Source organism: Leifsonia sp. LS1 (assembly GCF_020521355.1).
Classification (GTDB): Bacteria; Actinomycetota; Actinomycetes; order Actinomycetales; family Microbacteriaceae; genus Leifsonia.
In genome coordinates this window covers 1-16078 of record NZ_BPER01000009.1, presented here as the reverse complement: position 1 = coordinate 16078, position 16078 = coordinate 1, and the positions used below count along the sequence as shown (strand labels likewise).

The window sequence follows — 16078 nt, the reverse complement described above, 5'->3', positions numbered from 1 at the left end:
ACGGTGCGTATCATCGACCAGGTCGGCGCGTGGACGCCACGGAGAGGAAAGAGATGGCCGAGCTGCTGTACCGCCTGGGTAAGGGGTCCGCCAAGCGCGCCTGGCTCGTCGTCGGCGCGTGGATCGTGGTGCTCGCGATCGCGGGCGCCGGATTCCTCATCGGCTACAAGGGCCTCAGCTCGAGCTTCGACATCCCGGGCACGGCCTCCGGCGCGGTCACCGACGAGCTCGCGAAGAAGCTGCCGAAGTTCAGCGGCGCCTCGGGAATGGTCGTGCTCACCACGACGGACGGCTCGGCGTTCACCGACGCGCAGAAGACCGCGATCGCCGACCGGGTCGAGAGCGCGAAGGACCTCCCGGACGTCTCGGGAGTCACCGACCCGTTCGCGACCGAGAAGCAGCGCGCCGATCAGGAGCAGCAGATCACCGACGGTCGCGCGCAGATCGCCACGGCACGGCAGCAGCTCGACGCCGGGCAGGCCCAGCTGGATGCGGCGACCACCCAGCTGCAGGCCTCGCAGCAGCAGCTCGACGCCGCGAAGGCGCAGCTGGTCGCCGCCGGCCGGCCGACCACCGCGCTCGACGCCCAGCAGGCGCAGCTCGACGCCGGCACAGCGCAGCTCGCCGAGCAGCGGAAGAAGATCGCCGACGGTCGCACCGAGCTTGCGACGCAGACCGCGAAGCTCGACCAGGGCGCCGAGCTGCTCTCCCTCGCGAAGGACATCCGGCTCGTCTCGTCCGACGGCTCCACGGCCCTCGTCAGCGTCTCCTTCGACAAGCCGCGCCTGGAGCTACCGGAGGACTCGAAGCAGGCCGTGATCGACCACTTCGAGAAAGACCCGGTCGACGGCGTCACGGCCGACTTCTCGACCGAGCTCGCCCAGGGCGTCCCGGAGGTGCTCGGCGTCGGCGAACTCGTCGGCGTCATCATCGCGGCGATCGTGCTGCTCGTGATGCTCGGCTCGGTCATCGCCGCCGCACTCCCGCTCGTCACCGCCATCCTCGGCGTGGGGATCGCCGCCGTCGGCACCCTCGCCTTCTCCGGTGTCGTGCAGATGGCGTCGGTGACGCCGGTGCTCGGCGTGATGCTGGGGCTCGCGGTCGGGATCGACTACGCGCTGTTCATCATCAACCGTCACCGCAAGCAGCTGCTCCAGGGTGCCGAAGTGCGGGAATCGATCGGGCTCGCGAACGGCACCGCGGGCAATGCGGTCGTGTTCGCCGGCATGACGGTGGTCATCGCTCTGCTCGCGCTCAACGTCACGGGCATCCCCTTCCTCGGCCTCATGGGCACCGCCGGCGCCATCGCGGTGGCGATCGCCGTGCTGATCTCCATCACCCTGACGCCCGCACTGCTCGGGCTCGTCGGGATGCGCATCCTGACCCGCCGGGCCCGGGCTCGGGCCGAGAGGCGCGAGCACACGACGCAGAAGCCGGTGAAGAACATGAGCACCTGGCGGGCCGTCATCACCACCGTCGGCGCCATCGCCGCGCTGCTCGTGATCGCCGCGCCCGTGCTGACGATGCGCGTCGGGCTGCCCGACGGCGCCCAGGAGCCTGCCGGGTCGACCACCCAGCGCGCCTACCAGGTGGTCGAGGACTCCTTCGGCGCCGGCGCCAACGGCACCCTGCTCGTCTCAGCCACGCTGCCCGCGGGCCTCGACGACGACCAGGTCACGGCGACCCAGCTCACCATCGCGAAGAAGCTCGCCGACCAGGCCGACGTCGCCGCCGTCGCACCCATCGCGGTGTCGGACGACCACCGCCTGACCGCCTTCCAGGTCGTGCCGAAGGACGGCCCCAGCAGCGCCTCGACGGAGCAGCTGGTGCGCGACCTGCGCGCGCTCCCCGCCATCGGCGACGGCATCACTCTCGGCGTCGCCGGCCAGGCCGCGAGCAACATCGACATCTCCGAGAAGATCGTCGGCATCCTGCCGCTCTACCTCGTGGTGGTCGTCGGACTGTCGCTGCTCATCATGATCGTCGTGTTCCGCTCGTTCGTGGTGCCGCTGATCGCGACGGGAGGGTTCGTGCTCTCGCTGTTCGCGACCTACGGTGCGATCGTCGCAGTGTTCCAGTGGGGCTGGTTCGGCGCGCTGTTCGGCATCCACACGACCGGGCCCATCCTGAGCTTCCTGCCCGTGATCCTGGTCGGGATCCTGTTCGGGCTCGCGATGGACTACCAGCTGTTCCTCTCGACCGGGATGCGGGAGGCGTACGTGCACGGCTCCCCGGCCCGCCTCGCGGTGATGCAGGGATTCCGCGCCGGCCGCTCTGTGGTGATCGCGGCGGGCATCATCATGGTGTCGGTGTTCGGCGGGTTCATCTTCTCCGACTCGACGATCGTCCGCTCGCTCGGCTTCGGTCTCGCGTTCGGCGTGCTGCTCGACGCCTTCGTGGTGCGCATGCTGCTCATGCCCGCGCTCATGCACCTCGTCGGCCGCGGGGCCTGGTGGCTGCCGCGCTGGCTCGACCGGATCCTCCCGAACGTCGATGTGGAGGGCGCCCGCCTCGAGCGGAAGCACCACCTCGACGGCACCCCCGCCGAGGCGGCCCCGGCTCGCTAGCCCTCTGCACATTCGTCACGAATGTCGACTGCGAGCGCCGCCTGCGCGACATTCGTGACGAATGTGCCCGCTCGCCATCCGCGAGAATGGGGTGTGCACAATCTCGGACTCCTCTTCGACGTCGACGGCCCCATCGCCAGCCCCGTGACCCGCACGATCAACGTGCGCAGCATCGTCACCGACCTCGTGGCGATGGCTGCGGCGGGCGTCCCGATCGCCTTCATCACGGGGCGTTCGGGCGACTTCATCCGCAACCAGGTGGTGGAACCGCTCTGCGACGCCGGGCTCGGGGAGGCCCTGGAGAAGCAGGGCGCGCGGATGTTCGGCGTGTTCGAGAAGGGCGGCGCGTGGGCCGCGATCACCGGCGCGGGGATGGGCGAGGTCACGGTGGACGAGTCCGTCGCATTCTCGCCGGAGGCCGTGGACGCCGTTCGCGCGCTCGTGCGCGAGCGCTTCGCGGACACGATGTTCTTCGACGAGACAAAGCGCGCGATGATCTCCGTCGAGCAGCGCACCGACGTCGACGCGGAGACGTACAAGGAAGCACAACCGCGGTTCGAGAGCGCCGCCTTCGACCTCCTCACCGGACTCGGCGTCGGCCTCCGGTACGGCGAGCGGTCGACGCCGGACGCGTCGGGCGCTGTGCCCTTCCGCGTCGACCCGACGATCATCTCGACCGACATCGAGTCGGTGCTCCTCGACAAGGACCGCGGCGCCCAGCGCGCGTTCGAGTACTTCGCCGCGCGCGGGCCGCTCCCCCGGCGCTGGCGCTCGGTGGGCGACTCCCGCAGCGACTACAAGATGGCCGATTACGTGCACGACGCCGGCTTCGAGGTGGCGCACGTGGATGTGCGGCCGGCGGACGGCATCCTGGACCGGCCGTACGACGTCATCACCATCGGCGACCGGATCCACGACGAAGCGGGCGCGGAGTTCCTCGCCCACTGGCGGCGCGAGCTCGAGCTCGAGTAGTCGCCCGCGTCTCAGACGAAGGCGCGGTGGATCCAGTCCAGCTGGATCTGCGCCAGAACCGCGACGACGGCGTAGCAGCCCACCGTGATCAGCGGCACCCACCCGTAGAGCACCGAGCACACCCGCCGCACCCGCTCCGGCACCGGGATGACCCCGGTCTTCAGGTTGTAGAGCGTCACCGCCCAGAAGGTCGGGATGGTGACGGACCAGGTGACCATGCACCACGGGCACAGCACGTTCAGGACGGTCAGCGATGCGGTGATCAGGAACACGACCAGCGCCATCGCGAGCACCACGCCCGCGTTGAACGCCAGCCAGAACCAGCGGGCGAACCCGTCGCGGCTCGCGAGGATCGCCACGCCCATCGCGATGGTCGCCGTCCAGCCGACAAGCCCGAGCAGCGGGTTCGGGAACCCGAGCAGGGAGCCCTGCCACGACGCGAGGTTCGTCGCGCATCCGATCAGGACGTTGAAGCTGCAGGTGAGATGCGCGTTCGGGTCGCGCAGCATCTGGAGCTTGTCGAGCGTGAGCAGGAACGCGGCGGCGAGGCCGATCGCCCCCGCGACGATGAGCCAGGCGGCGAGCAGGCGCGGGCGGCGGGTGCTGCGCGCGGCGAGGACGGAATCGGCCATCGCTACACCGGCAGCGGCAGCATGCAGATGCCGACCACGAAGACCGACGCCGCCGTGATGGCCAGGGCGACCCCGGCCGACTGGCGGCGCGCGGCCGGCGTGCGACCCCAGAGGTCGGCGCGGGCGCAGGTGCGCTCGGCGTCGCGCAGGATCCGCTCGGTTCCCGGGAGGTCGAGGTCGAGCACGCCGCGCCGTGCCTGCTGGCGGATGAGGGCGGCCTCCTCGGCGGTCATGGGGATCGCCCTACTCATTGCGTCACCTCGGCGGTCGCGTCCGCAGCGGCGCCGGCGCCGACGGACGCGGTCGCGCTCGACAGCCGGGGCAGCGTCGCCGCCGGACCGTGGTGCAGGTCGAACGCGGGCGACTCCGACCTGATGCGCGGGATGGACGTGAAGTTGTGGCGCGGCGGCGGGCAGCTCGTCGCCCACTCCAGCGAGCGTCCCGTGCCCCACGGGTCGTTCGAGGTGACCTTCGGCGCGCGTCGCCAGGTGAGATAGACGTTGATGACGAAGGGGATCATCGACGCCGCCATCACGGCCGAGCCGACCGTCGAGAGCTGGTTCATCCAGGTGAAGCCGTCTTCGGGCAGGTACGTCGCGTAGCGGCGCGGCATCCCGATCACCCCGAGCCAGTGCTGGATGAGGAAGGTCATGTGGAACCCGATGAACAGCAGCCAGAAGTTCCACTTCGCGAGCGTCTCGTTGAGCATCCGCCCGGTCCACTTGGGCCACCAGTAGTAGATGCCGGAGAAGGTCGCGAAGATCACGGCCCCGATGAGCACGTAGTGGAAGTGGGCGACGACGAAGTAGGTGTCGGAGACGTGGAAGTCGAGCGGCGGAGAGGCGAGGATGACGCCGGTCAGGCCGCCGAAGGTGAAGTTGATCAGGAAGCCGATCGCGAAGAGCATCGGGGACTCGAAGGTCAGCGACCCCCGCCACATCGTCCCGACCCAGTTGAAGATCTTCACCCCGGTCGGCACCGCGATCAACATCGTCATGAGCGAGAACCAGGGCAGCAGCACGCTGCCCGTGACGTACATGTGGTGCGCCCACACCGTGATCGACAGGGCGGCGATCGCGACCGTGGCGTAGACGAGGGTCTTGTAGCCGAAGATGGGCTTGCGGCTGAAGACCGGGAAGACCTCCGAGACGATGCCGAAGAACGGCAGCACGATCACGTACACCTCGGGATGGCCCCAGAACCAGAACAGGTGCTGCCAGAGCAGCGCTCCCCCGTTCGCGGCATCGAAGATGTGCGCACCGAAGACGCGGTCCGCCATCGCCGCGACGAGCGCCGCAGCCAGGACGGGGAACGCCATCAGGGCGAGGATCGACGTGATGAGCGTGTTCCAGGAGAAGATCGACATCCGGAACATGGTCATGCCGGGTGCACGCATGGTCATGATCGTGGTGACGAAGTTGACCGACGAGAAGATCGTGGCGAAGCCGAGGAGGATCGCCCCGGCGAACCACAGGGTGTTGCCGAGCCCCGGCGAGAACGTCTCCGCGGCGAGCGGCTGGTAGGCGAACCAGCCGAAGTCCGCGGCGCCCTGCGGCGTGAGGAGGCCGCCTGCGGCGATCAGGCCGCCGAACAGGAAGCACCAGAACGAGAACGCGTTCAACCGGGGGAACGCCACATCCGGGGCGCCGAGCTGCAACGGGATGATGACGTTGGCCGCGCCGGTGAAGAACGGCATCGCGTACAGCAGCAGCATGATCGTGCCGTGCATCGTGAACATCTGGTTGTACTGCTCGCCCGACAGGATGTGTAGGCCCGGCTCCATCAACTGCGCGCGGATCAGGAGCGCCATGATCCCGCCGATCGCGAAGAAGACGCCCGACGCGACCATGTACATGTAGCCGATGGTCTTGTGGTCGGTGGAGGTGATCCAGCTGACCACGATGTTGCCCTTGCGGGTCTGCCGGGGGACGGCGCGCTGCTGCTGGGGACTGAGGGTGGCGGTCACCGCTCGATCCTCGCGGGCCGGCGCTCGGCCGTGTCGGCCGGAATCCCGGAAATAATCCCGTGGTTGAGAAGCCGCCGCCATCGCTTCTACAATGCGTAGAACAGGCGTCGACGATCCGGACGGCTGCGCGCGGAGGCAGAGCGACGGGAGGTCCGCATGAGTCGTCACGAGGTGTCGCACCTGCGGCGCACTCTGGTGTCGGCCCCGCGTCTGCGCCTGCTGGAACGGCTGCAGGCGGAGAGCCCGCAGACGGCTCCGCGGCTCGCGGCGAGCGTCGGCCTCCACCACAACACCGTGCGCGAGCACCTCGATCGGCTCGTCGACGACGGGCTCGTCGTCCGCACGACCGAGCACCGCACGGTGCGCGGCCGACCCCAGGTGCTCTACTCGGCCGCGCGCGGCCTGGATGGCGCCAGCGCCAGCGCACGCGCCCAGACGGGCCGGGCGATCGAGCTGGGGCGCGCATACCGGCGGAGCTTTCCACAGGGACCCCGCGAGAGCGCGGGACCGGGCGAGGTCGGCCCCGCCGCCGAGAGCGCCGCCGACGCACAGCTCGACGTGCTCGAGGACTACCTCGACCGCTGCGGGTTCGACCCGCGGGTCGACCGCGACGCCCTCGAGATCCGGCTCTCCTGCCCGTTCGAGGGGATGCGCTCCGAACTCTCCGAGTCCCTCTGCACGGTCGACCGCCGTGTCGTCTGCAGCGTCCTCGCCCGGGTGGAGGGACCGCTGGCCGTGACGGGGATCACCCCGACCGGCGAGGCGGGAGCCTGCGTGCTCACGATGGAGCGCGGGTAGCCGCAGCTCCGCCGTCCCCTGCGGCGCGAACTGCGCCTAGGCTGGCGTCGGGTCGGGCGCGACGACGCGCGCGGCCGGAGGAGGCAGCATGACCGCCGCGTTCGTCTACGACGCCGTCCGCACGCCGTTCGGGCGCTACGGCAAGGCGCTGGCCGCCGTGCGTCCCGACGACCTCGCGGCCTCGACGTTGCGGGCGCTGGTGGACCGGCATCCCGCGCTCGACCCCGCAGCGATCGACGACGTGCTGCTCGGCGACGCCAACCAGGCGGGCGAGGACAACCGCAACGTCGCGCGGATGGCCGTGCTCCTCGCGGGTCTGCCGGTGACCGTGCCGGGCGCCACCGTGAACCGGCTCTGCGGGTCCGGGGTGGAGGCCGTGGTGCAGGCGAGCCGCGCGGTCGAGACCGGAGACGCCTCCCTCGTCGTCGCTGGCGGCGTCGAATCGATGTCGCGGGCGCCCTGGGTGCTCCCGAAGGCCGACCGGCCGTATCCCGCCACCGATGCCACGCTCGTGTCGACCACGCTGGGCTGGCGGCTGGTGAACCCCGCGATGGCGCCGGCGTGGACCGTCTCCCTCGGCGAGACGGCCGAGCTGCTCGCCGAGCGCTTCGGCATCCCGCGCGAGGAGCAGGACGCGTTCGCCCTCGGCTCGCACCGCCGGGCGGCCGCCGCGTGGGAGTCGGGAGCATATGCCGCGGAGACCGTGGCGGTGCCGGGGGTCGCGCTCGAGCGGGACGAGAGCATCCGCAGCGACACGACGCCGGAGGTCCTGGCAGCGCTCGCGCCCGCTTTCCGCCCGTCGGGCGGCACGGTGACGGCCGGCAACTCGTCACCGCTCAACGACGGCGCGGGGATGCTGCTGCTGGGAGCGGAGGGCGCGGTCGACTCCGCGCCGCTCGCCCGCATCGTCTCCCGTGCGGTCGTCGGCAACGAGCCGGACGCGTTCGGGATCGCGCCGGTCGCCGCGGCGACGCGAGCGCTGGAGCGCGCCGGACTGAGCTGGGACGACGTCGACCTCGTCGAGCTCAACGAGGCGTTCGCGGCGCAGTCTCTCGCCTGCCTGCGCCTGTGGCCCGAGCTCGACCCGGCGAAGGTCAACGTGCACGGCGGGGCCATCGCGATCGGGCATCCCCTGGGCGCATCGGGTGCGCGCATCGTGGGGCACCTGGCGCACGCGCTGGCCGCGCGGGGCGGCGGCGTGGGGCTGGCTGCGATCTGCATCGGCGTCGGTCAGGGCATGGCGGTCGTCCTGCGCGCCTGAGCCGCCCCGCCCTCCACCCCGCCCTCCGCCCCGCCGAGACGGCTCAAAGTCGCGCCGAATGCGTCGAGGCGGCGAAGAATGGGCCGCCTCGACGAAACCTTCCCCCATTGACAGTTAGAGTTCTAATGATTAGAGTTCTAACTATGACATCGAGGACCGAGCAACTCGCCGACCAGCTGCGCACCATCCTGTTCGCGCAGCGGGCCGCCGGAGAGGAGTGGATCCGCGAGAGCGGGCTCAGCCGCTCCCAGTCGTTCACCCTCGCCTACCTCGACGAGAACCGGGACCGCGGCGTGATCGCCCGCGAACTGGCCGAGATGTCCGGAACAACGCCGGCCAGCGTCACCAGCCTCCTGCAGGGGCTGGAGGAGCGCGGCTACATCACCCGCGAGTCGTCGCCGACGGACTCGCGCGTGAAGCTCATCCGCATCACCCCGGAGGGCACCCAGGTCGTCACCGGCTTCGACGACGCCATGACCGCCGCCCAGACCCGCATCTTCTCGGTGCTGTCGGACGACGACCAGGACGCGCTCATCGCCCTGCTGCAGCCGCTGGCCGACGCGCTCGTCGCGTCGGGCGACGCGCCACCGCCGTCGGCCAGCGAGCTGAACCGGCGCCGCCGCTAGCGCGACCACCCGCGCCGTCTCTCCGCACGGCGCCGCATCCCCGATCACCAGGCTTCCCAGCCGTTCACCGGAACGGAGACATCGTCATGTCCTCATCCAACCGCTCGACCCTCTCGACCGCGCCCATCTGGCGAGCGCTCGTGCACCTCTGCGTGCCCATGATCGCCGGCTTCTCCATCGGCGCCGTCTACAACATCATCAACGCGGGCTTCGTGGGCTCGCTCCACTCCACCCCGCTGCTCGCGGCCCTGACCTTTTCCCTCCCGGTGTTCGCCGTCATCATGGCGGTGGGCGGGGTGTTCGGCGTCGGCGGCGGCACCTTCATCTCGCGCCTCCTCGGATCGCAGGAGGAGCCCGGCGCCGACGTGAAGGCCGCAGGAGCTCGCATCAGGCAGGTCTCGTCCTTCACCTTCTGGGGCGCACTCGCCGGGGGCGTCGTCATCGGCGCGCTCGGACTCGTGTTCGCCACGCCGCTCGCCGCAGCGGTCGGCGCATCCGGCGCGTCCCTCGAGCCCACCGCACTGTACATCGGCGCGATGTTCGCCTTCACGCCGATCTACGTCGCCGCATTCGCCCTCGAGCAGTTGGTACGCGCCGAGGGTGCCGCGGTCGCGTCGATGACCGGGCTGATCGCCTCCACCGTCGCGAACCTCCTCTTCGACGTCGTCTTCATCCTCGGCTTCGGCTGGGGCGTGCTCGGTGCAGGCATCGCGCTGGGGCTGTCGAACATCGTCACCGTCGGCTACTACGTGTGGTGGATCGCGCGCCGCAGCGAATCCCTCTCGCTCGCACCGCGCTTCTTCCGCGCCGACCGCGAGATGCTCACCACCGTCTTCGGCGTCGGCGCCTCGGAGCTGCTGATGTCGTCGTTCCTCATCGTGACCACGCTCGTGATGAACTGGATCGCGATCGGCTACGGCGCCTCCCTGCTCGCCGCGATGGGCGTGGCCCTGCGCATCGTGCAGCTGCCCGAGATGATCGGGATGGGCGTCTTCATGGGCGCCATCCCGCTCTTCGCATACGCGTTCGGCGCCCGCAACACGGCCCGCCTCCGCGCGGCGATCATCGGCAGCGCGGTCGCCATCGCCGGGATCGTGCTGGTCTTCTCGACGCTCGTGTTCGTGTTCCGCGACCAGGTGTTCACGCTCTTCAGCGCCGACCCGTCGGTGATCGACGACGGGATGCTCATCCTCACCGCCATGCTCGTCTCGACCCTGTTCAACGGCTTCACCGGCCTCATCATCGCCGTCTTCCAGGCCACCGAGCAGATGCGCAACGCGACGATCATGTCGGTCGCGCAGGGCATCCTCTTCATCCCGGTGGTCCTCGTCGGCAACGCCGTGTTCGGGATGACCGGCGTCATCTGGGCCATGACCGTCACCGAGCTGCTGGTGCTCGCGCTCGGAGCGACCCTGTTCGCCGCCTCCCGCCGGGCGCTGGTCGCCACGCCCGAGCAGGCGTCATCGAAACGGCTAGAAATCGCGTGAAAAGCATCGAGACGGCGAACTATTCGCCGTCTCGATGCTCTCAGTTCTCGACGGTGACCAGTGTGCCCAGGGGCAGCGCGTTCAGCGCGTCGATCGCCTCGGCCGAGACGCGCACGCAGCCGTGGGAGACGGCGCCGGTGTTCTGCTCGAAGAAGTGGATGCCGATCAGGCCGCCGTCGGCGCCTCCGAAGGGCTCGTCGGCGGCGGTCGCGTGCAGCGTGGTGAGCTGGATGGGGTGGACGCTCTGACCCTGCTCCGGGTCGGTGTAGCGAGCCTGCAGATAGCCGGTCACCCCGGTCGGGGTCGGCGTCTCCTCGGTGCCGACGCCCACGCTCCAGGAGGCCGTCACGCCGCCCGACGTGTCGAGGATGCTGAGCTTCTGGGCGACGACCGAGATGCGCACGGTCTTCCCGAGCGCGGTCGAGCCGGCCAGGTTCGCAGCGGGCATCCACGCGACTGTCTGCGCCGGGGCCGCCGCGTCTCCGGGGGCGACCTGCGACGGCAGCACCTGGCGCGCCGGGGTGAGGACGAGCGCCCACGGCCCGTCCGTCCGGATGGGAACGACGACGGTGCGCTGTCCACGGAAGTCGGTGGCGGGGATGCGGGCGACGGGCGTGACCCGGTCGGCGGCGAACAGCGGGGTGTCGAACATGACCGAGTGCGCTGTCGACGCGGTGAGCGGGCCGGCGGGAGCGGGCTGCAGGCCGGGAATGACGGCGTCGTAGACCGCCGCGGGAAGCGCGGCGATGTCGGAACGGGTCAGCGCGGGGACGGGCGGCGCGGACGCCGGGGTCGACGGGGCGGGTGTGGGCATCGCGGGCGGACTCGTGGAGGCTGCGGGCTCAGGCTGCGCGCAGGCCGTCATGCAGAGCACCGTCGCGGCGGCAGCGACGGCAAGGGTGGCGCGGATGGTGCGACGGATGACGCGGGCCGTGCTGGGGAATGTCGACATGGGCGCTCCAGGGAGGCGGTGGGCGGAACGAAGAACAGCCGGCGGCACCCGAGGGCGCCGCCGGCCGGAGGTGCGGCAGATCAGCCGGCGACGCGCGGGCTGGTGACCGAGACACCGGCAGGCGTGACGACGGCAGGAGCCGTCTCGCCCTCGATGTCCCCGCCCAGGTCGATGGTGTCGCCGGTCACGGTGACGCTGATCGACTGCGAGAGTCCCGACGTCGCGCCGACGAGCGTGAAGTCGACGGTGCCCGCGTCGACGGTGCCCGCGACCATGTACCAGCTCGCGGCCACGGACCCGAACCGATCGGCCGTGTCGGTGGCGGTGAACGTGTGGCCGTTGTAGACGACGGTCACGTCGACGACCTCGCCCGGCGTGTAGCCCCCCGCCCAGAGCACCACACCGGCGTTCTCGTCCGCGAAGTCGGCGGTCGTGATGGTGGGCGCGTCGGTCCAGATGCCGGTCGGCGCGAGGAGCGTCAGCGGCACCTCGGCTGCCGTGTTGCCGGAGCCGTCGGTGGCGACGACGGCGAGGTAGCCGTTGTCGAGATCCGCACCGTCCGGAAGCCACGCGCGCACACCGGGCGTCCAGTCGGTCGCGATGGCGCCGGTGTCGTCGCTCGAGACGATGGTGCTGTCGAGCGCGGTGGTGCCGCTCGGCTCGACGTCCACGAGAGAGACGGTCACGTCGGCGTCGGCATCGAAGCCGGAGCCCGTGACCGCGAGGCCGGAGCCCCAGTCCTCGAACGTGAACGTGGTCGAGGCGACCTGGATCTCGGCGCCGGCCGCGTTGGCGGGGACGGCCGCGAGAGACAGAGCACCGGCGACGGCGACGGCACCGAGAACGGACGCGGCGCGCACCTTGGTGGTGGAAAGCATGGAACTCCCTGACTGGTGAGGTGGGATCGGGCGGAGTCGCCCACACGCGAATCTAGGAGGAGGTCCGCGCCCGCCGTCGACCGTCGGCGACACTTACGCATGGCACGGGGCGACATTCAGTACTGCTCACCGTCGGGTGCGTAGAACGTCGTGTCCAGTCCTCCGCACGTCACACCCCCGGACTGGGGAGGAGGCGCTCTTGACACGCACAGGTCGATTCTGATCACTGCCGGCTGGTTTATTTGCCCGCCGTAAACGTTGTGTTACCAGTCCGTTTCCGCGCCCCTGCGACCCCGGTCGGCACCCCTAGCCTCCTTTCTGAGAGACCGTTCAGCTCTGTCCCTCGCGCTCCCCCTCGCCGCCCGCGCCGATTCCTGCACCCCGCGCGGGCGACTCCCCCACCCGCTCTCGAGCTAGGAGAACCTTGCCTGCACGCATGTCCGTGCGCCGGCGGATCGCCCTCACCGTCGCCGCAGCACTCATCCCGGTCGTCGCCCTGACGACCGCGCCCGCCGCACTCGCGGCCCCCGCACCCGATCCCGTCGTCGCGTCCGGCCCCGACTGGGCCGTCACCACCACCCCCGGCGGATACCTCGTCACGCTGACGCTCGACGAGCCGTTGCCGATCGTCGACGACGCCCCCACGCTGATCGTGGACGGCGAGCCCCTGGGCCTCGCCACCGAGGCCACCGACGGCCTCTCGCTCGGCCTCATCACAACGGACCCGGCCGTCGCCCACGCCTCCTCGGTCACCAAGGGGTGGTCGAGCGGCGAGGAGGACAAGGCCGCCGAGACGCCGGAGGCCGCGCAGACCCCGGCCGTGCGCGAGAACACCACCCTCACCAAGCAGATGAAGTCGCTCGCGGCCGCCGCCGCCGTCGAGGACCCGTCCGACCTCGGCTCGTACAGCGTGACGGAGGCCGAGTACGACTTCGGCGACCAGGCCGTCCCGCTCGCGGCCATCGGCGGAATCCGCGGCGAGCTCACCGGCAAGATGTACCTGTCGAGCGCCACCGGCGCCCGCCCGACCATCGTCCTGCTGCACGGTCGCCACACCTCCTGCTCCGGAAGCGGCGCCAACCCGCTGCGCTGGCCGTGCGGCCCGACGCAGATGAACATCCGCTCGTACCTCGGCTACGAGGGCACGGCGCGCGCGCTCGCCTCCCACGGCTACAACGTTCTGTCGATCGCCGCCAACTCGGTCAACTCGAACGACAACCAGCTCGCCCTCGACTACGGCGCGCAGGCGCGCGGTCAGCTCATCCTCGACACCCTCGGGATGCTCGCGAAGGCGAACGCCGGAGAGACGGTCGCCTACGACGACATCACCACGGCGACGGACACCGTCCCGAGCACGACGACGACCCGCACCCTCGACGAGGCGCTGGTGCGCGCGACCACCCGCACCGACCAGCCGGCGGCGGCGTCGGGCGTCACGGCCTCCGCATTGAAGGGCCGCTTCGACCTCGGACACGTCGGCATCATGGGACACTCGCGCGGCGGCGAGGGCGTGGTCTCGGCGGCGACCCTCAACCAGGCGCTCGCGAAGCCCTACGGCATCGAGTCGGTCCTCCCGCTCGCCCCGGTCGACTTCGGCCGGATGACGCTGCCCGACGTGCCGACCGCAGTGTTCCTCCCCTACTGTGACGGCGACGTCTCCAACCAGCAGGGCCAGCACTTCATCGACGACTCGCGTCACGCGTTCGACGACAACGTGCTCCGCTCGGCCGTCTGGGTGATGGGCGCCAACCACAACTTCTTCAACACGGTGTGGACGCCCGGCCTCTACCCGGCGGCGACCGGCGACGACTGGCGCACGAGCGACACCACGTCGACCTGCGCGACGAGCGACCCGACGCGCATGACGGCCGCCCAGCAGTACCAGGTCGGCGTCAGCTACATGACCGGGTTCTTCCGTCTGACCATGGGCGGGGAGACGCAGTTCCAGTCGCTGTTCGACGGGTCGGTCAAGCCGTCCACCACCGCGACCTCCTATGCCGATGTGCGCACGATGGCCTCGCAGCCCGCCTCCAAGACCGCCCTGGTCAACGACTTCACCGAGACCAGCTCGCTCGTGCGGGTCTCGGGAGGCGCGACCGCCGCGGTCTGCACCAACCTGACCGGCCGTACCGTGCCGCAGTCGCTCCCGTTCTGCGCGACGACCAAGGCATCGGCCCAGGTGCCGCACTGGACGCCCGGATCGTTCGCACCGAACGTCCCCGAGTTCCCCGTGACGCGCTTCCTCTGGACCGGCGCCTCGACGACCGACCCGGCCGTGCCCAGCACGGGCGAGCTGCGCGTCACCGTCCCCGCGAAGTACCGCGACGTCTCCCGTCAGGCGCAGCTCACGCTGAAGACGGCGCCGGACGAGGCTGTGCAGAACGGCACCGACTTCACGATCACCGTCGTGGACGGCGCGGGCAAGACGTTCGCGGTCGCCGCGTCCGCCGTCAACCCGCTGGCGATCAACCGGATGCCGGGCGGCACCAACACGACGCTCAACAAGGTCGTGCTGCAGCAGCTGACCATCCCGACCTCCACCATCACCGGCATCGACCTGACCGACGTGCGCGAGGTGCGCTTCGCGGCCAAGGTCGGCGCCGACGGCACGGGCACGGGCGGCGTCTACCTCTCCGACCTCGCGTTCGACACCCCGTCGGTCGGGACCGCCGTGGTGCAGACCCGCACCTCGGTGAACGTGGCCCCGACCATCGTGGAAGAGGGGAACGGGCCCGGCACCGCCGACGTCGCGGTCTACCTCAACCGCGCCGAGAAGGCCACGGTCACCGCCTACGTGAGCGTCCTCGGTTCGGCGACGGGCATCGTCGGGGTCGGCATGGAGAAGGTCTCCTTCGCCCCCGGTGAGACCTGTAAGGCCGTGACCGTGCCGACCCTCGGCAACACCGCGACCTCGACGGCGGCGAGCTCCGCCTTCAAGGTGAGTGCGACCAACAGCACGAACGCCGTGATGGGCGCCCGCGCCTTCGCCAGCCTCACCGTCCGCGAGGACGACGGGGTGACGGGCACCGCCACCGCGCTCGCACCCGTCGGCGCGCAGGGCGACGTGTGCGCCGAGCTCGCGGCGGCGACCACCCCGGTGCCGCTGGGGACCTCGGCGGAGGAGGTGGCGCCCGGCGGCTCCTTCACCCTCAGCGCCACGGGTTTCCGCGCCGGTGAGACCGTGACGTTCCGCTACGGCGGCGGCGTGCTCGGCACGCAGGTCGCCGCGGCCGACGGCACCGCCTCGATGGTCGTGCCTGTCGCGGAGGACGCCGATCTCGGCCCCGCCGACGCGACCGCGACGGGCTCCGGCTCGGCGCGCACGGCCACGGTGACGGTGTCGGTGCTCGCGCCGACCGAGACCGCCCTCACCGTCCTCCCCGAGAAGCCGACGGCCGGCGAGAAGACCACCTTCACCGCCACGGTCACCGGCCGCGACACCGCGGGCACGGTCGCGTTCCTCGACGGCGGCGAGCCGGTGGCGCCCGCGACCGCCGGAAGGGCCCTGTCGGCTGCGGCCGCCGACACCCCCACCGTGCTCGGCGAGGTGGAGATCGTGGACGGCGTCGCGACGCTGACCCTGCCCGCGGGCCTCACCGCCGGCGAGCACGTGATCACCGCCTCCTTCGCCCGCACCGCCACGGCGAGCGCCTCGACGTCCGATCCGATCACGGTGACGGTCGCCCCGGCGGCTTCGACCGGCGGCTCGGGCTCCGGATCCGGCTCGGGGACCGACGCCGCGGCGTCCGGCTCCGATGCGCTGGCCGAGACGGGATCGGCGATCGGCCTCTGGCTGCTCGCCGGGCTGACGGTCCTGCTCGCGGGAGGCGGCCTGGTGCTCGTCTCGCGCCGTCGCCGGACCGCGGAGTGAGGCCGACGGCCGTGTGACAGCGGCCGTGTGACAGCGGGGCGCCGCATCCCTCGGGCGGGATGCGGCGC

General features: G+C 70.9%; 12 protein-coding genes. 7 read left to right on the top strand and 5 right to left on the bottom strand.

Going from position 1 to position 16078, the window contains the following annotated elements; all coding sequences use genetic code 11:
* Positions 1 to 53: 53 nt before the first annotated feature.
* Together LLS1_RS15495 and LLS1_RS15490 are read left to right on the top strand one after the other, a co-directional pair.
* Positions 54 to 2567 carry an MMPL family transporter gene (locus LLS1_RS15495; protein WP_226656935.1) on the top strand — a complete coding sequence of 838 codons (2514 nt, stop codon included), beginning with the start codon at positions 54 to 56 and terminating at the stop codon, positions 2565 to 2567.
* A 93-nt stretch (positions 2568 to 2660) separates the two neighbouring features.
* Positions 2661 to 3539, top strand: a complete 879-nt coding sequence (locus LLS1_RS15490) for a hypothetical protein (protein WP_226656933.1) — start codon at positions 2661 to 2663, stop codon at positions 3537 to 3539.
* A gap of 11 nt (positions 3540 to 3550) precedes the next feature.
* Here LLS1_RS15490 and LLS1_RS15485 read toward each other — a convergent pair whose 3' ends face one another.
* From LLS1_RS15485 to ctaD, 3 genes are read right to left on the bottom strand one after another with little or no spacing between them, the layout of a single operon-like run.
* Positions 3551 to 4171, bottom strand: a complete 621-nt coding sequence (locus tag LLS1_RS15485) for a vitamin K epoxide reductase family protein (protein WP_226656924.1) — start codon at positions 4169 to 4171, stop codon at positions 3551 to 3553.
* A 2-nt stretch (positions 4172 to 4173) separates the two neighbouring features.
* Entirely contained in the window at positions 4174 to 4422 is a 249-nt protein-coding gene (locus LLS1_RS15480; RefSeq protein WP_226656922.1) for a hypothetical protein, read from the bottom strand.
* Positions 4419 to 6218, bottom strand: coding sequence for a cytochrome c oxidase subunit I (gene ctaD, locus LLS1_RS15475; protein ID WP_374758280.1), 1800 nt, complete (start codon positions 6216 to 6218; stop codon positions 4419 to 4421). Before ctaD ends, LLS1_RS15480 begins: the two co-directional genes overlap by 4 nt.
* Positions 6219 to 6293: 75 nt before the next feature.
* Here ctaD and LLS1_RS15470 point away from each other — a divergent pair, with 75 nt between their 5' ends.
* The 4 genes from LLS1_RS15470 to LLS1_RS15455 all read left to right on the top strand — a co-directional run bounded on the left by LLS1_RS15470 (position 6294) and on the right by LLS1_RS15455 (position 10309).
* Entirely contained in the window at positions 6294 to 6935 is a 642-nt protein-coding gene (locus LLS1_RS15470; protein WP_226656918.1) for a helix-turn-helix domain-containing protein, read from the top strand.
* Positions 6936 to 7023: 88 nt separating this feature from the next.
* Complete coding sequence (locus LLS1_RS15465) at positions 7024 to 8196, top strand: thiolase family protein (RefSeq protein WP_226656916.1); 1173 nt, start codon at positions 7024 to 7026, stop codon at positions 8194 to 8196.
* Positions 8197 to 8339: 143 nt separating this feature from the next.
* Entirely contained in the window at positions 8340 to 8822 is a 483-nt protein-coding gene (locus tag LLS1_RS15460) for a MarR family winged helix-turn-helix transcriptional regulator (protein WP_226656914.1), read from the top strand.
* 86 nt (positions 8823 to 8908) lie between these two features.
* Positions 8909 to 10309 carry an MATE family efflux transporter gene (locus LLS1_RS15455; protein ID WP_226656912.1) on the top strand — a complete coding sequence of 467 codons (1401 nt, stop codon included), beginning with the start codon at positions 8909 to 8911 and terminating at the stop codon, positions 10307 to 10309.
* Positions 10310 to 10349: 40 nt separating this feature from the next.
* On the opposite strand, the gene LLS1_RS15450 is transcribed toward LLS1_RS15455, so the two are convergent.
* Both LLS1_RS15450 and LLS1_RS15445 read right to left on the bottom strand, forming a co-directional pair.
* Positions 10350 to 11261, bottom strand: coding sequence for a L,D-transpeptidase (locus tag LLS1_RS15450; protein ID WP_226656910.1), 912 nt, complete (start codon positions 11259 to 11261; stop codon positions 10350 to 10352).
* An 80-nt stretch (positions 11262 to 11341) separates the two neighbouring features.
* The gene (locus LLS1_RS15445; protein ID WP_226656908.1) at positions 11342 to 12139 is read right to left on the bottom strand and encodes a hypothetical protein; all 798 of its coding nucleotides are present in this window, start codon (positions 12137 to 12139) and stop codon (positions 11342 to 11344) included.
* A 424-nt stretch (positions 12140 to 12563) separates the two neighbouring features.
* Here LLS1_RS15445 and LLS1_RS15440 point away from each other — a divergent pair, with 424 nt between their 5' ends.
* Complete coding sequence (locus LLS1_RS15440; RefSeq protein WP_226656906.1) at positions 12564 to 16010, top strand: Ig-like domain-containing protein; 3447 nt, start codon at positions 12564 to 12566, stop codon at positions 16008 to 16010.
* Positions 16011 to 16078 lie beyond the last annotated feature (68 nt).